Annotated in this window: 12 protein-coding genes; 4 read left to right on the forward strand and 8 right to left on the reverse strand. The window is 62.8% G+C overall.

The features are described 5' to 3' along the window. Positions 1–12: 12 nt before the first annotated feature. The 3 genes from tamA to msrA are packed head-to-tail and all read left to right on the forward strand — an operon-like array spanning position 13 to position 6,602. A complete protein-coding gene (gene tamA / locus HHA01_RS07285) occupies positions 13–1,869 on the forward strand; it encodes an autotransporter assembly complex protein TamA (protein ID WP_141319237.1) in 1,857 nt (618 codons plus the stop codon). A gap of 11 nt (positions 1,870–1,880) precedes the next feature. Next, the gene (gene tamB / locus HHA01_RS07290; RefSeq protein ID WP_141319239.1) at positions 1,881–5,939 is read left to right on the forward strand and encodes an autotransporter assembly complex protein TamB; all 4,059 of its coding nucleotides are present in this window, start codon (positions 1,881–1,883) and stop codon (positions 5,937–5,939) included. Positions 5,940–5,984: 45 nt separating this feature from the next. Next, complete coding sequence (msrA, locus tag HHA01_RS07295) at positions 5,985–6,602, forward strand: peptide-methionine (S)-S-oxide reductase MsrA (protein WP_141319241.1); 618 nt, start codon at positions 5,985–5,987, stop codon at positions 6,600–6,602. On the opposite strand, the gene HHA01_RS07300 is transcribed toward msrA, so the two are convergent. The 8 genes from HHA01_RS07300 to can all read right to left on the reverse strand — a co-directional run bounded on the left by HHA01_RS07300 (position 6,592) and on the right by can (position 15,278). Beyond that, positions 6,592–7,587, reverse strand: coding sequence for a hydrolase (locus HHA01_RS07300; RefSeq protein WP_307725347.1), 996 nt, complete (start codon positions 7,585–7,587; stop codon positions 6,592–6,594). The genes msrA and HHA01_RS07300 overlap by 11 nt on opposite strands. After that, entirely contained in the window at positions 7,584–8,513 is a 930-nt protein-coding gene (locus HHA01_RS07305) for a LysR family transcriptional regulator (RefSeq protein WP_141319243.1), read from the reverse strand. The genes HHA01_RS07300 and HHA01_RS07305 overlap by 4 nt, the downstream gene beginning before the upstream one ends. A 161-nt stretch (positions 8,514–8,674) precedes the next feature. After that, positions 8,675–9,715 carry an ABC transporter ATP-binding protein gene (locus tag HHA01_RS07310; protein WP_141319245.1) on the reverse strand — a complete coding sequence of 347 codons (1,041 nt, stop codon included), beginning with the start codon at positions 9,713–9,715 and terminating at the stop codon, positions 8,675–8,677. Next, complete coding sequence (locus HHA01_RS07315) at positions 9,715–10,734, reverse strand: ABC transporter ATP-binding protein (protein ID WP_141319247.1); 1,020 nt, start codon at positions 10,732–10,734, stop codon at positions 9,715–9,717. The genes HHA01_RS07310 and HHA01_RS07315 overlap by 1 nt, the downstream gene beginning before the upstream one ends. 5 nt (positions 10,735–10,739) lie before the next feature. Continuing rightward, a complete protein-coding gene (locus tag HHA01_RS07320) occupies positions 10,740–11,681 on the reverse strand; it encodes an ABC transporter permease (RefSeq protein WP_141319249.1) in 942 nt (313 codons plus the stop codon). Further along, the gene (locus HHA01_RS07325) at positions 11,678–12,724 is read right to left on the reverse strand and encodes an ABC transporter permease (RefSeq protein ID WP_141319251.1); all 1,047 of its coding nucleotides are present in this window, start codon (positions 12,722–12,724) and stop codon (positions 11,678–11,680) included. The genes HHA01_RS07320 and HHA01_RS07325 overlap by 4 nt, the downstream gene beginning before the upstream one ends. Before the next feature lie 142 nt (positions 12,725–12,866). Continuing rightward, entirely contained in the window at positions 12,867–14,444 is a 1,578-nt protein-coding gene (locus HHA01_RS07330) for an ABC transporter substrate-binding protein (protein ID WP_141319253.1), read from the reverse strand. A gap of 192 nt (positions 14,445–14,636) precedes the next feature. Next, positions 14,637–15,278, reverse strand: a complete 642-nt coding sequence (gene can / locus HHA01_RS07335) for a carbonate dehydratase (RefSeq protein ID WP_373862940.1) — start codon at positions 15,276–15,278, stop codon at positions 14,637–14,639. A 162-nt stretch (positions 15,279–15,440) separates the two neighbouring features. Here can and gorA point away from each other — a divergent pair, with 162 nt between their 5' ends. Beyond that, positions 15,441–16,802: a glutathione-disulfide reductase gene (gene gorA / locus HHA01_RS07340; RefSeq protein WP_141319257.1), complete on the forward strand. Its 1,362-nt coding sequence runs from the start codon at positions 15,441–15,443 to the stop codon at positions 16,800–16,802. Positions 16,803–16,897: the final 95 nt, after the last annotated feature.

The following is a 16,897-nucleotide window of genomic DNA, read 5'->3' on the forward strand; positions in this document are numbered from 1 at the left end:
AATCTGCGTATTATGGATAATCGTCAGTTCATGCGCCTGGGCAGCGGAGCACTGTGTCTGGTCGCGGCCATGCCAAGCTTGGCACTGGATGCCTCGATCAGCGGTGTGGAAGACGAGCTTGCCAGCAACATCGAGGTCTATCTCGATGGACTCGATGCCTCTCAATATCAGGCCGAACGCCTGGAAGAGGAGGTGCGTCGCCTGGTCGGCGAGGCCCTGCGCCCTTTCGGCTACTATGAACCCGACATGACCCTGAGCTTCGATGACCCGGCATCTCCTTCCCATGTCAGCCTGGACGTCGACAAGGGAAAGCCGGTGCGCATCGAACGCCTCGATTTCGTGCTGGAGGGAGCCGCCGCCGAGGACCCGCTGTTCACCGACGCCATCGAGGCCTATCCCCAGGAGAAAGGCGATATCCTGCGCCATGCCCCTTATGACAGCCTGCGCAGCAAGCTCTCGGGGCTGGCGATGCAGCGTGGCTACTTCGACTGGGGGTTCCGCCAGAGACGCCTGGAAGTGCGTCCCTGGGCACATAGTGCCTACTTGTCGCTGGGCCTCGACAGTGGGCCTCGCTACCATTTCGGCGAGGTCCATTTCAGCGGTCAGCACATCGAATCCGAGCGGCTGAGAAATCTGGTGCCCTTCGAACCGGGTAGCCCGTATCTCGCCGGGCAGGTGGCCCGCTTGAATCAGAATCTGGGCCAGACTCAGTGGTTCGGCTCCGTCAGTGTTCGACCGCGCCTGGATGCCGGTCCCGAGACCCTCGCCATCCAGGATACGGGGCCCGGCTGGTGGTATGCGCTGGATGTGGAAGGCATCCCTGAACCAACGGCGCAACCCGCCATCCTCGATGCCCGGGCACTCGGCGCCGCCGGGGCACTCACTGAACCCGAGGTCCCTCGGGTACCGATCGATGTGCAGCTCACACCGGCAGACCGCCACCAGTTCGAGACCGGTATTGGCTTTTCCACCGACGTTGGACCACGAGCTCGCCTTACCTGGAATCAACCCTGGGTCAATCGTTATGGCCACAGCTGGAATCACGATCTGTATATTTCCAGTCCCGAGCAGAAGTTCACCGGCGTCTACTCCATGCCGCTCGAAGACCCCTTGAATGACAGCTATGAGCTGCAATACGGCCTGCGCAACAAGGACCAGGATGACACCCAGTCCACGGAAGCCAGTGTCGAATTCGGGCGTCGATGGAAGTTCGAGAACGGCTGGGAGCAGTACCTCTATGTCCGCTCGACCTTTGAAGACTTCACCCAGGCGGGCGTCTCCAATCAAGTATTGCTGGTGTACCCCGGAGTACAGTGGTCGCGTACCCGCACCCGCAACCCGACCTTTCCAACCTGGGGCGATCGGCAGCAATTGACGGTACAGTATGCCAATCAGGCCTGGGGCTCGGAAGCCGACTTCCTTCGCGTCAATGCCGACACCCATTGGATCCGCATGCTCGGCGACAGTAATCGTTTCGTGGGGCGGCTTGGCATGGGCAGTGTCACCACCGATGACTTCGACGATATTCCCCCGTCATTGCGCTTTTTCGCCGGCGGTGACAACAGCGTGCGCGGCTATTCCTACGAGAGCCTGGCACCCAGGGACGACGAGGGCCGCCTGGAGGGCGGCGCACAACGTTTCGTGGCGAGCGTCGAAGCACAGCGCAAGATTGCCGACAAGTGGTGGCTGGCCACTTTCGTGGACGCCGGGGACGCCTTTTCCGACTGGTGGCCGGATCAATTGAATACCGGTGCCGGTCTAGGCATCAGGTGGATCTCGCCGGTCGGGCCGATTCGTTTCGATGTCGCCCATCCCTTCGATCACGATGACAGCTTTCGCATCCACTTTTCCATCGGACCGGAATTCTGAGAGGCCGCCACGTGAGACTCCGTCGCTTGACCTGGGCGCTGACCCGCCTGTTGTTGCTGATCCCGCTGTGGCTATTCGGGCTGCTCTTGTTGGTGCTGGGCCTGGTACTGTCACCCTGGGGCACCGGACTGCTCCTCGATCAAGGCAAACGCATGGGGCTCTACGACTTTGCCAGTGTCGAAGGCGCGCCACTGGATACACTCATTGTCGAGGAGCTGAGTCTCGAGGCTGGCCCGGCCCAGGTGGCCGTTCAGCGGCTGGAACTGGCCTGGGCCGAGGATTGCCTGCTGGACGGGCGCCTGTGTATCGATCGACTGGATGTCACGGGCGCACGCATTCGTCTCTCGGCCAGCGACGCGCCGCCTCCTGAGCAACAACCGACCGACGGCGAGGGCGGCATGCCGGGTCCCATTCAGTTGCCATTTCCCATCGAGCTACGCGAACTGGCACTGGATGATGTGGCGGTGCGGCTGGCCGATGGCACACAACTAGCTTGGTCGTCCTTTTCCACCGGGGCGGTTGCCCAGTCTGATACGCTCGAGTTCAAACCAACACGACTGGATGGTCTGCGCCTGACCCTGCCGCTGTCGGTCGGCAACCAACTGGTGCTCAGCGAAGGCGAGCATGAAGGCCCCATTCTGACCGCTGCCGCCATTGATGCCACGATCGCCGTGAATTCGCCGTTGCCCGCCGAGGCAGCGCCCGAGGCCGCGGGAATGGCCAACCAGTCGTTGGCAGACAAACCGCGTATCGAGCTGCCGGATATCACCCTGCCCATCAATGTGGAGGTGCCGCAACTCAAGGTCACCGATACGGCCGTGGAAGGCGCCTTTGCCTATCACCTCGAGGAGTTGCTGCTGAGCGTCACGGCTCGGGGACAGGACATCACCATCGAGCCGCTGCGGGTGGCGAGTTCGGCCGCGGATGCCCGCCTCCAGGCCAAAGTCACCCTGAGCGGCGACTACCCGCTGAACGCCCGCCTCGAAAGCGATCTTTACCTGCCGCAGCGCATGCCGGCGCTTGACGGCGAGCGTATCGAACTCGCCGTAAGCGGCGACATGGCCGACCTGCAGATAGACCTGACCACGACCGGGCCCATCGAGACACGCTTCAGCGCCACACTCGATGCCCTCGACCCGACACTGCCGTTTCAGGCGTCACTGCAAAGCCCCGGCTTGCAATGGCCACTGCCGGGCATGCAAGCGGCTACCCCATCGGCCACCCCGCAAGCTGATGCCAACACCAACAACGACCAGGGAGAGAGCGGCACCGACGCATCCAACGCGGATGCGCAAGCGGCGGGGACGACCGAACCCTGGCGGGTGGAATCTCTCCGCCTCGAAGCTGAAGGCAGCCTGATCGATTACCGCACCCGGCTTTCGCTGGCGGCACAGGGCCCGCAGGTACCGCGTACCCGGGTGAAGCTGAGCGGGCGTGGCGATCTGGCGCATTTCATCTGGGAACCATTGGCCCTGCACATGAATGACGCCCGCGTGACGAGCGAAGGTCGCATCGACTGGGCCGAAGGTCTGGCGGTGGAAGCCAGCCTGGCGCTTCAAGACGTCAACCCCGAACCTTTCGTCGAGGGGCTGAGCGGTAACCTCGACGGTAATGCCGATGTATCCTTTCGCCAGGATACCGATGGCTGGCAGGTAACGGTGCCGGCCCTGAACATCGATGGCACCCTGGCCGATTATCCATTGCAACTGGATGCGCAACTCTCGGGTAACAGCCGGATGAGCTGGGACATTCAGACCCTCGATTTTCGCCAGGGCAAGAATCGACTCTCTGCCAACGGCACGCTATCTCCCGAACGCCTGAATGTGACTGCCGAGCTCGACATGCCGGCCTTGAAGAGCCTCTATCCGAAGCTTGGCGGCGCCTTGTCCGGCAACCTCGAGGCCTCGGGAAGCCTCGAGGTCCCCCAGTTGGAAATGGCCCTCGATGGTCGCAATCTGGCTTTTGCTGACAATCAACTGAAAGACTTGAGCCTTGAGGGTAATGTCGCCGGCCTCGAGGACCCGCGCCTGGATGTGACACTCAATGCCAAGGGTCTCGACGCCGCAGGCCAGGTGTTCGACAGCGTCGACCTGAACCTCGACGGGCGGCTGTCACAACACCGTCTGACGCTGGGCGTGAGTGGTCCGGAGGAGGGTCTGCTGTCTTCTCTGAACCTGGCGCTTCAAGGCGGACTGGATCAACAGGCACAACGCTATCAGGGCCGCCTGACACCCCTCGAGGCCAGTACCGAGTACGGCGAGCTGGCCCTCGATGATGCCCTGGTGGTCGAGGCCGACCTGGCCAGCAGCGCGATCACCGCGCAGCCATTCTGCCTGCGCCGTCGCGAGGGCGGTGCGGTCTGCCTCGAAGAGCCGCTCGACGCCTCGGCCGACAACGGCAATGCCGTGCTGACCATCAATGAGCTGCCCATGGACCTGATCAATGACGCCATGCCCGCCGGTTGGCAAATGGCGGGCGAGACCCAGGCCAGGGTGACGGCCCAGTGGTCCCGCGGTGGCAGTGCCTGGCAGGCCGCAGCCAATCTGGAGAGTAACCTGGATATCACCGGTCAGGATGCCTACGGCCAGGCCTGGTCGGTTCCCGGTACCGATCTCTCGCTCGAGCTACAAGCCGATCAGACGCGCGCCGATGTCAACATGGCCCTGACACTCGGCGATAGCGGCGCCATCAGCCTTGACCTGGGGATTGACGATCCCATGGGCGCCGGCAACTTGTCCGGCATATTCAATGTCGAGGATCTTCGACTCAACCCCTACCGACCGCTGGTCGCCGACATCAAGACCCTCGAAGGGGCGCTCGGCGGGCGCATCGAGATCGGTGGCGATCGTCAGCAACCCAGACTCGATGGCAACCTGGAACTGGGCGGGCTCCAGGCCGTCGGCCTGGGGCTGCCGCTTTCCGTGACCGATGGGCGCCTGAACATCGATCTCAATGGCGACCGCGCCCTGCTCGACGGCTTCTTGGCCAGCGAGAAGGGTAGACTGGAGATGGAAGGCAGTGCCAGCTGGCCGTCCGCCGATGCCTGGCAGGCAGGCATCGAACTCACCGGCGTCGAGGAGCCCTTGCAGGCCTCGTTGTCCGGGTTCGGCCGCCTGCGTCTGGCACCGGACCTCAGCATCAGTGCCAACCCGAAACGCCTGCGTATCCGCGGTGATGTCGGCATTCCCTGGGCCCGACTCGAGGTCGGTGAGGTACCGGCCTCGGCACAGTCGGCCAGCCCCGATGAAGTCATCGTCACTCGGGAGGAAGTCGAAGCCAGAAAAGCCGCCCGGGCAACCGGCGAATCGACGGCCGAAGCCATGACCGAGGCCGGCATGGCCATGGACATGCGCATCACCCTGTCGCTCGGCCCGGATATGCGGCTCTCGGCCTATGGGCTGCAGACCGGTCTGGCCGGCAAACTGGAAGTTCGCCAGGAAGGGGGGCCGTTGCAGGTCTTCGGTAACGTCAACCTCGTGGATGGTCGCTTCCGGGCTTTTGGCCAGGACCTGATCATCCGCGAGGGTATCCTGTATTTCAGTGGCCCACCTGGAAAGCCCCTGCTGGATTTCGAGGCCATCCGCAACCCGGACAGCACACAAGGGGACGTCATTGCCGGTATCCAGGTTTCCGGGCCGGCATCGAGCCCACGCTTGCAGATCTTCTCCGACCCCCCCATGGATGAGTCCCGGGCGCTGTCCTATGTGTTGCGTGGGCGCGCACCGGATGCCAGCGGCGGCGCCGACGGCGCCTTGACCTCGGCACTGATCGGCTTGAGCCTGGGCCAGGCTGGAGGAGCCGTGGGGGCCATCGGTGAGGCATTCGGCATTCAGGATCTTCAGCTGGACGCCGCCGGCAGCGGCGAAGATAGCCAGGTGGTGGTCCGAGGCAACCTCACCGACCGCTTGAGCGTCGGTTACGGCGTCGGGGTCTTCTCGCCCATCGCCGAGCTGAGCCTACGCTACAAGCTTTGGCGCAACCTCTATGTGGAAGCGGTCTCCGGTGCCTCCCAGGCGGTGGACCTGATCTATACCTTCAGTCTGCCGGGCGATCCGCCGGACCTGGAATAGGTCCCGTCGGGCAAGCCATATTCACGCAACTACGAGGAAAGCGTCATGAACGTACAGGCTGCAAGCGCGCCGCCGGGGCGTAGCACACCACTGGAAATTTCCGGCCGGCACCGGGTGACCGGGCGCAGCATGCTGCCGCCCTGGCCGGAGGGCATGCAGGAAATCGTGGTCGGTCTGGGGTGTTTCTGGGGGGCCGAGCGGCTGTTCTGGGAATTGCCCGGCGTGCATGTCACGGCCGTGGGCTATGCCGGGGGCGTCACGCCCAACCCGACCTATGAAGAGACCTGCACCGGTCGAACCGGCCACGCCGAGGTGGTGCGGATCGTCTTCGAGGCCGAGGTGATCTCGCTGGAGACGCTACTGCGCTATTTCTGGGAGGCCCACGATCCGACCCAGGGCGATCGTCAGGGTAACGATATCGGCCCCCAGTATCGCTCGATCATCCTGACCCTCGATGAAAATCAGCAGGAACGGGCCCGACACAGCCGCGAGGCCTACGCCAGGGCGCTGGCGGAGCAGGGCAGGGGCCCGATTACCACCGAGATACTGCCGCTTGAGGTGTTCTACTATGCCGAAGAATATCATCAGCAATACCTCGACAAGAATCCCGGCGGTTATTGTGGCCTCAAGGGTACCGGGGTGAGCTGCCCGATCAACGCATGACGGTGGCCCAGTGATCGAGCTGCTGTGCGACGCGGCGCGCCAGCCAGCTGGCGAGTCGCCCGTCCCGCCACTCGACATAGCCCACATGACCGCCATGGCCGGCCCGTTCGAGGCGGACCCCGGTGCCCAATGACAAGCGGTCGTAGAGGCCGGGCGGCATGAAGGGATCATCAGCGGCGTGCAGGATCAGGGTCGGCAGCTCGATCCGGTCCAGCAGGGGGCCGGCCGAGGCGCGCCGGTAATAGTCCTCGGCCCCCGTGAAGCCGTGCAAGGGGGCCGTCACCACATCGTCGTAGGCCCGCAGGGTCGCAAGGTCCCCGAGATCGTCAGGCTGCAGATCCAGCGGTAACTCCCCGTCTGCCAGTCGCGGCATCACCTTGTCTTTCAGCGCATCGAGCAGGTGGCGTTGGTAGATCCTCGCCATGCCGTGCTCCAGGGTATCGGCGCAGGCGGCCAGATCCACCGGCGGTGCCACTGCCATGGCGCCCCGCAGCTGAAGCCGGTCGTCGGCTTCCTCGGCCACCAGCTTGAGCAGCATGTTGGCGCCGAGCGACACGCCCAGTGCCGCTATGGTGGCGTGCGGATAGCGATGGCGTAGTGTCGCGAGCAGATAGCGAGCATCCGCGGTGTCGCCACTGTGATAGGCACGCGGTAGCCGGTTCGGCCACTGCCCGCAGCCACGGAAGTGCATCAGCACAGCCCGCCAGCCCGATTGTTCGGCGCTGGCCATGACATGACGCGCATAGGGTGAGTCCACCGAGCCTTCCAGACCGTGAAACATCACCAGCAGCGGGGCCCGCTCGCTGGTCGCGGACCGGCCGCACCAGGCGAGTTCGACGAAGTCGCCATCGGGCAGTTCGAGAGTCTCCCGGGTCATGTCCGGCGCAGGCCGTGGCAGCACACGCGGTAACAGCGTCTGCAGATGCGCATTGGCCAGACCGGGCACCGGGCGGAAGTCGGCGGGGAAGTCACCTGCCTGGATCACGTGCCGACGTCCCGCTTCGACATGACGCTGCCGTCCAGATCCTGCCACAGGGCATCGACGGCAGACTGGGCGACATGGCGACGATAGAGTCGGATGTCCAGGGGCAGGCACCAGGACGTGTTGCCGGCCAGCACCAGCCTACCCGAGGTCAGCGCTTGCGTGACGCTGCGTTCCGGCAACCAGCCGATGCCATAGCCCAGCCCGACCAGCTCGCGGATATTGCCGCTCTGGATGCTTTCGTTGAGCACATTGAAGGTGGGGGCAGCCCCACGTGCGTCCAGATGGCGGCGAAGCGCGGCATTGACCATGGAGCGCGGATGATAGGCAATCAGCGGCAGAGGCTGATGGCTCGGCGGGTCCAGCGCAAAACGCGGAGCACCATCCTGGGTTGGCAACGATACCGGTACCAGGCGTTCCGTACCCAGTCGACGATAATCGAAGTCCGCGGTATCGAATTCCATTGGCACCTCATCCACCGGCCAGTAGCACATCACCAGGTCACACTCATCGCGACCCAGCGCCTGGAAGTAATCCGGCGTCAACCAGCCGGTGGCGCGCAGGTAGGGCGTAATATCCGGAGGGCGCGACCAGCCGGCCAGCCACTCCGGCAGAAAGTTGGCCAGCAGGCTCTGGGACGCGGCCAGCCGCATGCCAGCGGCCTGGTTCTCGGCCAGACTGCCCAGGCGCTGACGCGTCTCCGCGACCTGACGCGTGACTTCCTGGCAGAGACGCAGGAACTCCTCACCCTCGGGTGTCAGCGACAACGGTAATGTCTGGCGATTGACGAGAATGGCGCCCATATCATCCTCGAGCAACTTGATGCGTCGCGAGAAGGTCGGCTGGGTGACATTCTGCTCTTCCGCCGCCCGCGAGAAGTGCCGCGTCCGGGCCAGGGCAATGAAATCTTCCAACCAGCGTATTTCCATGACAGCTCTCTTGCCGCGGCTCCTCGGATGGGATCAGCCACCAGGCAACCACTGCATCGATAGATGACGAAGCGCACGCCGCAACGCAAGAGAGCCCGGATTATCGGGCTCCCTGCGGCACGCGTTACGAATGGAGGCATTATGCCAGCAAATCAGCACACTCAGCCAATGCGCCCTTCCTCGACCGCATGACAGGCTACCTGGCCCCCGTCATCCGTGGCGATCAGGGCGGGAATCTCCTGGCGACAGCGTTCATCGGCATGCGGACAGCGCCCGTGGAAGACACAGCCCGAAGGCAGGTTGACCGGCGTCGGCACCTCGCCTTCGAGGCGAATATGCTGCGGGCGGTCATCCTCGAGTCGCGGAATGGCCGACATCAGAGCCTGGGTATAGGGATGGCGGGGGCGGGAGAAAAGCGTCGCGGTAGGCGCCACCTCGCAGACCCGGCCCAGATACATCACCGCGACCCGGGTACCGAAATGCTCGACCACGGCCAGGTCGTGAGTGATGAACAGATAGGTCAGGTTGCTGCGTTGTTGCGCTTCCATCAGCAGGTTGAGCACCTGGGCCTGAATCGACACATCCAGCGCCGAGATCGGCTCGTCGGCGACGATGAATTCCGGATCCACGGCCAGTGCCCGGGCGATGGCGATGCGCTGGCGTTGACCACCGGAGAACTCGTGGCCGTAGCGCGGCCCCCAGTCGGCACTGATACCGACAGACGTCATCACCTCGCTGACCTTGTCCTTGACGGCCTGGTTGGACCAGTCCGGATGATGCAGCCGGATCGGCTCTTCCAGCGTCTGCTGAATGGTCATGCGAGGGTTCAACGACGCATAGGGGTTCTGGAAGATCATCTGCATGCGGCGACGATAGGGCAGCAGCTGTTTGGTGCTCAGGTTGTCGATGCGTTCCCCGTCATAGTGAACCTCGCCCGCCGAGGGCGTGATCAGACCCATGACGGTACGCGCCACCGTGGACTTGCCGCAGCCGGACTCGCCGACGACGCACAGGGCTTCGCCACGTTGAATGTCCAGGTCCACGCCATTGATGGCGTGCACGTGTTCCTGGTGGCGCACCAGCTTGCCGCCCTTGAACTGTAGTTGTTCGAGAAAATCCCCGGAAAGCGAGAAGCGTTTCTCGATCCCCTTGAGGGTCAACAGCGGCCGTGAAGCTTCCGGGCTTGTCGCGGTCGAATTCATCAGTCTTGCTCCTCGGCCGGAATGCGTTCGCTTTCGATCATCTCCGCCACCATGTGGCAGGCGGCCTGACAGTTGCCGGAGGTCACGAATGCCGGCACTTCCTCGTGACAGGCCGAACGATGGCTGCCGTCGGGCCGCTCGACGAAGCCACAACGCGGATGAAAGGCACAGCCGCTCGGCAGCTTGGAAAGTGACGGCATGCTGCCGGGAATCTGGTTGAGCCGCTCGCCCGGGGTGGCCATTTGCGGCAGGGCATTGATCAGCCCCTGGGTATAGGGGTGTTGCGGATCATTGATGATCTCCCGGGTCGGTCCCTGCTCGATGACGCGACCGGCATACATGACCAGCATGCGCTGGGTGACCTGGCTGACCACCCCCAGATCATGGGTGATCAGGATCAGACCGACATTGTGGGTCTCGCAGAGCTCGAGCAGCAGCGCCATGATCTCGGCCTGAATGGTCACATCCAGCGCCGTGGTAGGTTCATCGGCGATGATGATGTCCGGGTCGAGCAGCAAGGCGATGGCAATGATCACCCGCTGTCGCATACCGCCGGACAGCTCGTGCGGATACTGGTCCAGTCGCGCTTCGGGCGAGGGGATCTGGACCTGCTGGAGCCGGTTGATCGAAATGGTGCGCGCCTGACGGGTACTGATGCGGCGATGTGCCTTGAGGCACTCGACCATCTGTTCACCGATGGTCAGCACCGGATTGAGGGTCATCATCGGGTCCTGGAAGATCATCGACATGCGATGACCGCGCACCTTGCGCAACTTGCGATCGCTGAGGCCGATGAGTTCCTGACCATCGAACTCGATGCTGCCGCCGGCGATATAGCCCGGCTGGGCGATCAGGTTGAGCAGCGTGAAGGCCGCCACCGACTTGCCGGCACCGGACTCGCCGACGATGCCCAGTCGCTCGCCGCGATCCAGGCTGAAGCAGACATCGCGCAGGGCCCGGACATCGCCGCCACGCAGCGCGAAACGCACATCGAGGTGGTTAACGTCGAGTAGAGACATGAGATTCAGCCCTTGTAGAGTCGCGGATTGAGCACGTCGCGCAGCCAGTCGCCCAACAGGTTGATCACCAGCACCAGTACCACCAGCACCAGGCCGGGAATCAGGGTGATCCACCAGGAGCCGGACTGCAGGTAGTCGAAACCGGATTTGATCAGCGAGCCCAGCGAGGGCTGGGTCTCGGGCATGCCGAGGCCGAGGAACGATAGGGCGGCTTCCGAGATGATGGCGTTGGCCACCTGCACCGTGGAGATGACGAAGATCGGCGACAGGGTATTGGGCAGAATGTGGCGGAACATGATGCGCCGACTCGGCAGCCCCATGACCCGCGCCGCATCGACATACTCCTTGCCTTTCTCGGCGAGCACCGAGGCCCGCACGGTGCGCGCATATTGTGGCCACTCGGCCAGGCCGATGATCAACACCAGCAAGGGGACGGCATAGTCGCTGAAGGTGGCGCCGCCGAAGATGGCCTTGAACAGGGCACCCACGATGATGGCGACCATCAGGGTCGAGAACGACAACTGGATATCGGCCAGGCGCATCAGGAAGGCATCGACACGGCCCCCCAGATAGCCGGCCAGCAGGCCGAAGCAGACCCCCAGTGTCGCCTGCATGGCGACGGCGCCGAAGCCGATGATCAGCGAGACCCGCAGGCCATAGAGAATCGTCGACAACAGGTCACGGCCCTGGGCATCGGTGCCCATGAGGTACATGGGGTCGCTGCCATCCACCCAGAAGGGCGGCAGTTCTGAAGCCAGAATATTGATCTGCGCCAGATCGTAAGGGTTCATCGGCGCCAGCCAGGGAGCCAGCAAGGCGGCGCCGACCAGCAGAATGAATACCAGCAGGCTGACCTGGGCAATCAGATCGCGCTTGAAGCTGTAGAGCAGATAGGAGTCGCGAAAGCGTTCCCAACGGCTCGTCTGTCGAGTCGTCAGCGTGGTCATGCGGGTTTCCCTGTCAGCTTGACGGTGGGATTGATCAGGCCATAGATCAGATCGACCAGGGTGTTGGTGATCACGAAGATCAGCCCGACGATCATCAGATAGGTCACGATCAGCGGTATGTCGGAGCGCTCGATGGCATCCAGGAACATCAGCCCCATGCCGGGCCACTGAAACACCGTCTCGGTCAGGATGGTGTATGCCACCAGGGTGCCGATCTGCACACCACCCACGGTGATCACCGGCAACATGGTGTTCTTGAGCGCATGCAGGAAGTAGATACGCCGTGGGGAAATACCCTTGGCGCGGGCGAACTTGACGTAATCGGACTGCAGTACCTCGAGCATTTCGGCACGGATCAGGCGGATGAACAGCGGCAGCATGATCGAGGCCAGCGAGATGGCGGGCAGCACCAGGTAACTCAGTCCCTCGAGAGAGGCGAAATTGGTCTCCCAGGTGCCGAACACCGGTATCGGGTTGCCGCGACCGTAGGCCGGCATGCCGCCCTGTGTACTGACCAGTTCATTGAGCCAGCTGCCCCAGCCGGTATCCGTCGGAAAGGGCGACCAGGAGACACCAATGGCGAAGATCTGGATCAGCACGATGGCGGTGAGAAACACCGGAATCGAAATGCCGACGATCGAGGCGCCCATGAAAAAGCGTGACAGCCAGGCACGTGGCTTGATGGCACTGTAGACCCCGATGGGCACCGACAGCACGATGATCAGGAAGGTCGTCGCGGCCACCAGCTCCAGCGTCGCCGGCAGGTGGCGCATGATGACCTGAGTGGTCGGCTCATTGAAGATATACGAATAGCCGAAATCGAACTGGGCGGCGTTGGCGACAAAACGCATGTATTGCACCGCGAAGGGATCATTGAGACCCAGCTCTTCACGCAGGGCTTCGCGCTCGCTCTCCGGCACGGACTGGCCGACCATCTGTTGGATGGGGTCACCCAGGTTGTCCTGGATGGCGAAGGAGATCAGGCTGATGACGAACATCACCAGCAGCGCATGAAAAAGGCGCTTGATCAGAAAAGCGATCATGAGTGGCGTTCCATTATCTTGGAGGCCTGAGCCTGAGAAGCCGGGCACGCGATAATACGTCCCTCGGAGAGGGACGTATCACGCCTGGAGTGTTGAATCCCCGGTCCTGTCCTGGTTGGCTCAGGCACCGGCTGGAGGGTGGTTACTCTTCATCCTCGATGACGAGATCGCCCAAATAGGGGAAGTTCATCACGTTGACGACCGGCTCGATGTTGACATTGGTGTCACTGGCCCAGGCGAGATCCTGCCAATGCAGCGGGATGAAGGCAGCCTCGTCGTACAGCGTCTGTTCCATCTGCTGCAGCATTTCAGCGCGTTTCGCCTGATCGAGTTCGAGGTTGGCCTCAGAGACCAGCTTGTCGACCTCCGGGTTGCAGTAATTGCCGGCGTTGTACTGACCAGCGCCAGTCTCGGCATCCGGGCAGGCAGTGAGGTACTGGTGAAAATTGGCCGAGTCCTCGGTATCCGCATGCCAGCCGATCATCATCATGTCGGCGGCCCGATCGTCATACTCGCCCCAGTACTGAGCCTTGGGCAGCGTCTTGAGGTCCACCTTGACATTGATGCGCGCCAGCATGGCCGCGACCGCCTGGGCGATCTTGGCATCGTTCACGTAACGGTTGTTGGGCGCCATCATGCTGATCGTGAAGCCATCCTCGTAACCGGCCTCGGCCATCAGCTGCTTGGCCTTCTCGACGTCATAGCGGGGCTCCAGCTCATCATTGTGACCTGCATAGCCCTCGGGCGAGAGCTGAGCGGCCGGGGTGGCAAAGCCCTTCATCAGACGGTCGGCGATGGCCTCCTGATTGATGGCATAGGCAAAGGCCTTGCGCACGCGCGGGTCCTCGAACGCCTCGACACGTTCCTGATTCATATGAAACAGGATGATGCGCGTCCCCGACATGGTGACCAGCTTGACACTGTCGTCCTGGCGGACACGTTCCAGATCGTTGGGGGGGACCGGAGCAATGAGGTCGACGTCGCCGGAGAGCAGGGCGGCCACGCGGGTGGCATTCTCACCGATCGGCTTCAACACGATCTTGTCGACGTTGCCCGGAGACGACTCGTCCCAGTAGTCGTCGTTGCGCTCGAAAACGACGCGTACGCCTTGCTGCCGTTCGGTGACCTCGAAGGGGCCGGTACCGGACATGTGGCTTGACGCGTAGGAGTTGCCGTTCTTGACGATCTCGTCCTTGGGGTCCCCGTCACTATCCTTGCCGGAATAGAACTGGCTATCCATGGGGAAGATATAGGTCGCCAGGTTGAGCAGCAGGGGGTAGGGCTTCTCTGTCTTGATCTCGACGGTATGCTCGTCGACCGCTGTGGCACTCGAGATCGGCTCGAAGATCGCCTTGAAATCAGGGCTGCGCTTGAGGCGCTCGATGGTCCAGACCACGTCTTCGGCAGTAAAGGCGTTGCCGCTGTGAAATTCGACATCCTCGCGCAGCTTCATGCGCAATGTGGTGTCGTTGACCTGTTCCCAGGACTTGGCCAGACGCGGCTCGATCTTCAGGTCCTTGGTCCAGCGAACCAGCGGGTCGAACGTCATGTGCGACAGTTGCAGGATGCCACCCGACAACTGTTCGTGGATATCCAGTGATACCGGGTCGGCATCATAAGCCATGCGCAGGGTGTTTTCCGCCAGAGCGGCCGGGGCAATAGCAGCGGAGGTCATGGCGGTGCCGATGACGCTAGCCAGAAGAGTCTTCTTGATTGTCATGTCTCGTTCCATGCCGGATGGATTGTTATCGGTCTCGCGGCTCGGGTCCGGTGAACCTCGAGCGTCTCGACCATTATGGTCCAGTCATCAACATAGAGAGGTCGACGGGAAAAGGACAATCGAAATTATGAGACGTCGCCATGCGTCCGACGAATAGCCGTGCCGGACGCAGGGGCAGTGGGGGTAGGGGCCTCAATCCTCACCGGCCGGCGTGGCGCGGTCGATGCGATACAGGGTGGAAACCTGGTCGAGTCCTGTCACGCTGCAGTCCAGGTCGGTGGCGAGGCCATCGCTGAGACCATAGACCCAACCGTGCACGGCCAACGGCTGGCCCCGTTGCCAGGCGCGTTGCAGGATCTTGGTACGACACAGGTTGTTGACCTGTGCCTTGACGTTGAGCTCGCACATGCGATCCACCTGCTGGTCCAGCGGCAGGTGCTCCAGGTCGGGACGATTCAGGCTGTAGAGTTCACGCACCGAGTGCAGCCAGTAATCGACGATGCCGCACTCGCCGCCGGTGACGGCCGCCTTGACCCCGCCACAGCCGTAATGACCGACGATCATGATGTGCTTGACCTTGAGCACGTCGACGGCGAATTGCACCACCGAAAGCGCGTTCATGTCATTGTGATGAAGCAGGTTGGCGACGTTGCGGTGAACGAAGACCTCGCCGGGCGGCAGGTCGATGATCTGGTTGGCCGGGACTCGCGAGTCGGAGCAGCCGATCCACAGATAATCCGGATTCTGCTGCTCGGAAAGGCGCGCGAAGAAGTCGGGATCCTCGCGGTTCACGCTTTCCGCCCACTGGCGATTGCGCTCGAGGAGCTGCTTCATTTCATTTTTCATGTGGAGAGAGTCTCTTGTGATCAGGCTGACTGACGCGGAATATTTTTTATTACCGGCATAGTGCCGGTCAATGGCCAAGCCCCTCCCGGGGCCTGTCGGGCGCTGGTATCATCGTGCCATCTTCACTCTCGCATCCTTCAGGAGAAGCCTGTGTCCGAGTTCGATTATGATCTCTTCGTCATCGGGGCGGGATCCGGTGGTGTGCGCGCCGCCCGCACGGCCGCTGCCCAGGGCGCCCGCGTGGCCGTGGCCGAGGACCGCTACCTGGGCGGCACCTGTGTCAATGTCGGTTGCGTGCCCAAGAAGCTGTATTCGTATGCCGCGCATTTCCACGAGTCCTTCGAGGATGCCGGCGGCTTCGGCTGGCAGCTCGGCGAAGCGCCACGCTTTGACTGGGCCACTCTGCGCGACAACAAGATCGGCGAGATCAAGCGGCTCAATGGCATCTATGGCCGACTGCTCGACAATGCCGATGTTCGCCTGATCAATGGCCGCGCCAGCGTCGTCGACGCTCATCATGTCGAGGTCGGCGGCGACACCATCAGTGCCGACAAGATCCTGGTGGCGGTCGGTGGCTGGCCCTGGGTACCCGACTTTCCGGGCAAGGAGTTGACCGTCAATTCCAACCAGGTCTTCGATCTGGACGAATTCCCGCGACGCTTCCTGGTCCTCGGCGGCGGCTATATTGCCGTCGAGTTCGCCAGCATCTTCAATGGCCTGGGCAGCGAGTCCCACCTGGTCTACCGCGGCGATCTCTTCCTGCGCGGGTTCGACAACGAGGTGCGCGAATACACCCGCAACGAAATGGCCAAGAAGGGCGTCAATCTGCACTTCAACACCAATATCGACGCGATCGAAAAAGTCGCGAACGGCCTCAAGGTCACACTTACCGACGGTCGCGTGCTGGAAGTCGACGCCGTTCTGGCCGCGACCGGCCGGCGGCCGCATCTGGCCGGGCTGGGTCTCGACCGGCTCGACCTGGCCACCCACGACGATGGTGCGCTCGAGGTCAACGAGCGCTTCGAGACCTCGGTGCCTTCGATCCTGGCACTGGGTGATGTTACCGGCGGCCCCGAGCTGACACCGGTGGCGCTGGAAGAGGCCATGAAGCTGGTCGAATATCACTTTGGCGAGACCACGCCCGAACCGCTGGACTACACGCGTATCGCCACGGCGGTATTCTGCCACCCGAATATCGGCACCGTCGGCTTGTCCGAGGAAGCGGCCCGCGAGACGTATGACGCGATCCGTGTCTACAGCGCCGACTTCCGCCCCATGAAGCATACGCTCTCGGGCAGCAGCGAGCGCTGCCTGATGAAACTGATCGTCGATGACGCCACGGATGTCGTGGTCGGTGCCCACATGGTCGGCGAGGAGGCCGGGGAGGTCATCCAGGGCATTGCCATAGCCGTGCGTGCCGGACTGACCAAGGCACAGTTCGACCAGACAGTGGGCATCCATCCCACCGGGGCCGAAGAATTCGTCACCATGCGCACTCCCAGCCGCCATTGAGATCGGCAGCCCCGACGTCATCTTCACGTCATCTCGGCAAGCCACCCTCAGGGGTGGCTTTTCACGTTTACGGCCAGGCATTCACGCGCCCCTGA

Origin of the sequence: Halomonas halmophila, from assembly GCF_006540005.1 — a bacterium.
In the GTDB taxonomy this organism is placed as follows: Bacteria; Pseudomonadota; Gammaproteobacteria; order Pseudomonadales; family Halomonadaceae; genus Halomonas; species Halomonas halmophila.

Coding starts and splice junctions, on each gene's coding strand:
- can (WP_373862940.1), bottom strand. CDS start 15,278: ATGAAGCAGCTCCTCGAGCGCAATCGCCAGTGGGCGGAAAGCGTGAAC.
- HHA01_RS07310 (WP_141319245.1), bottom strand. CDS start 9,715: ATGAATTCGACCGCGACAAGCCCGGAAGCTTCACGGCCGCTGTTGACC.
- HHA01_RS07330 (WP_141319253.1), bottom strand. CDS start 14,444: ATGACAATCAAGAAGACTCTTCTGGCTAGCGTCATCGGCACCGCCATG.
- tamA (WP_141319237.1), top strand. CDS start 13: ATGGATAATCGTCAGTTCATGCGCCTGGGCAGCGGAGCACTGTGTCTG.
- HHA01_RS07305 (WP_141319243.1), bottom strand. CDS start 8,513: ATGGAAATACGCTGGTTGGAAGATTTCATTGCCCTGGCCCGGACGCGG.
- HHA01_RS07320 (WP_141319249.1), bottom strand. CDS start 11,681: ATGACCACGCTGACGACTCGACAGACGAGCCGTTGGGAACGCTTTCGC.
- HHA01_RS07325 (WP_141319251.1), bottom strand. CDS start 12,724: ATGATCGCTTTTCTGATCAAGCGCCTTTTTCATGCGCTGCTGGTGATG.
- HHA01_RS07315 (WP_141319247.1), bottom strand. CDS start 10,734: ATGTCTCTACTCGACGTTAACCACCTCGATGTGCGTTTCGCGCTGCGT.
- msrA (WP_141319241.1), top strand. CDS start 5,985: ATGAACGTACAGGCTGCAAGCGCGCCGCCGGGGCGTAGCACACCACTG.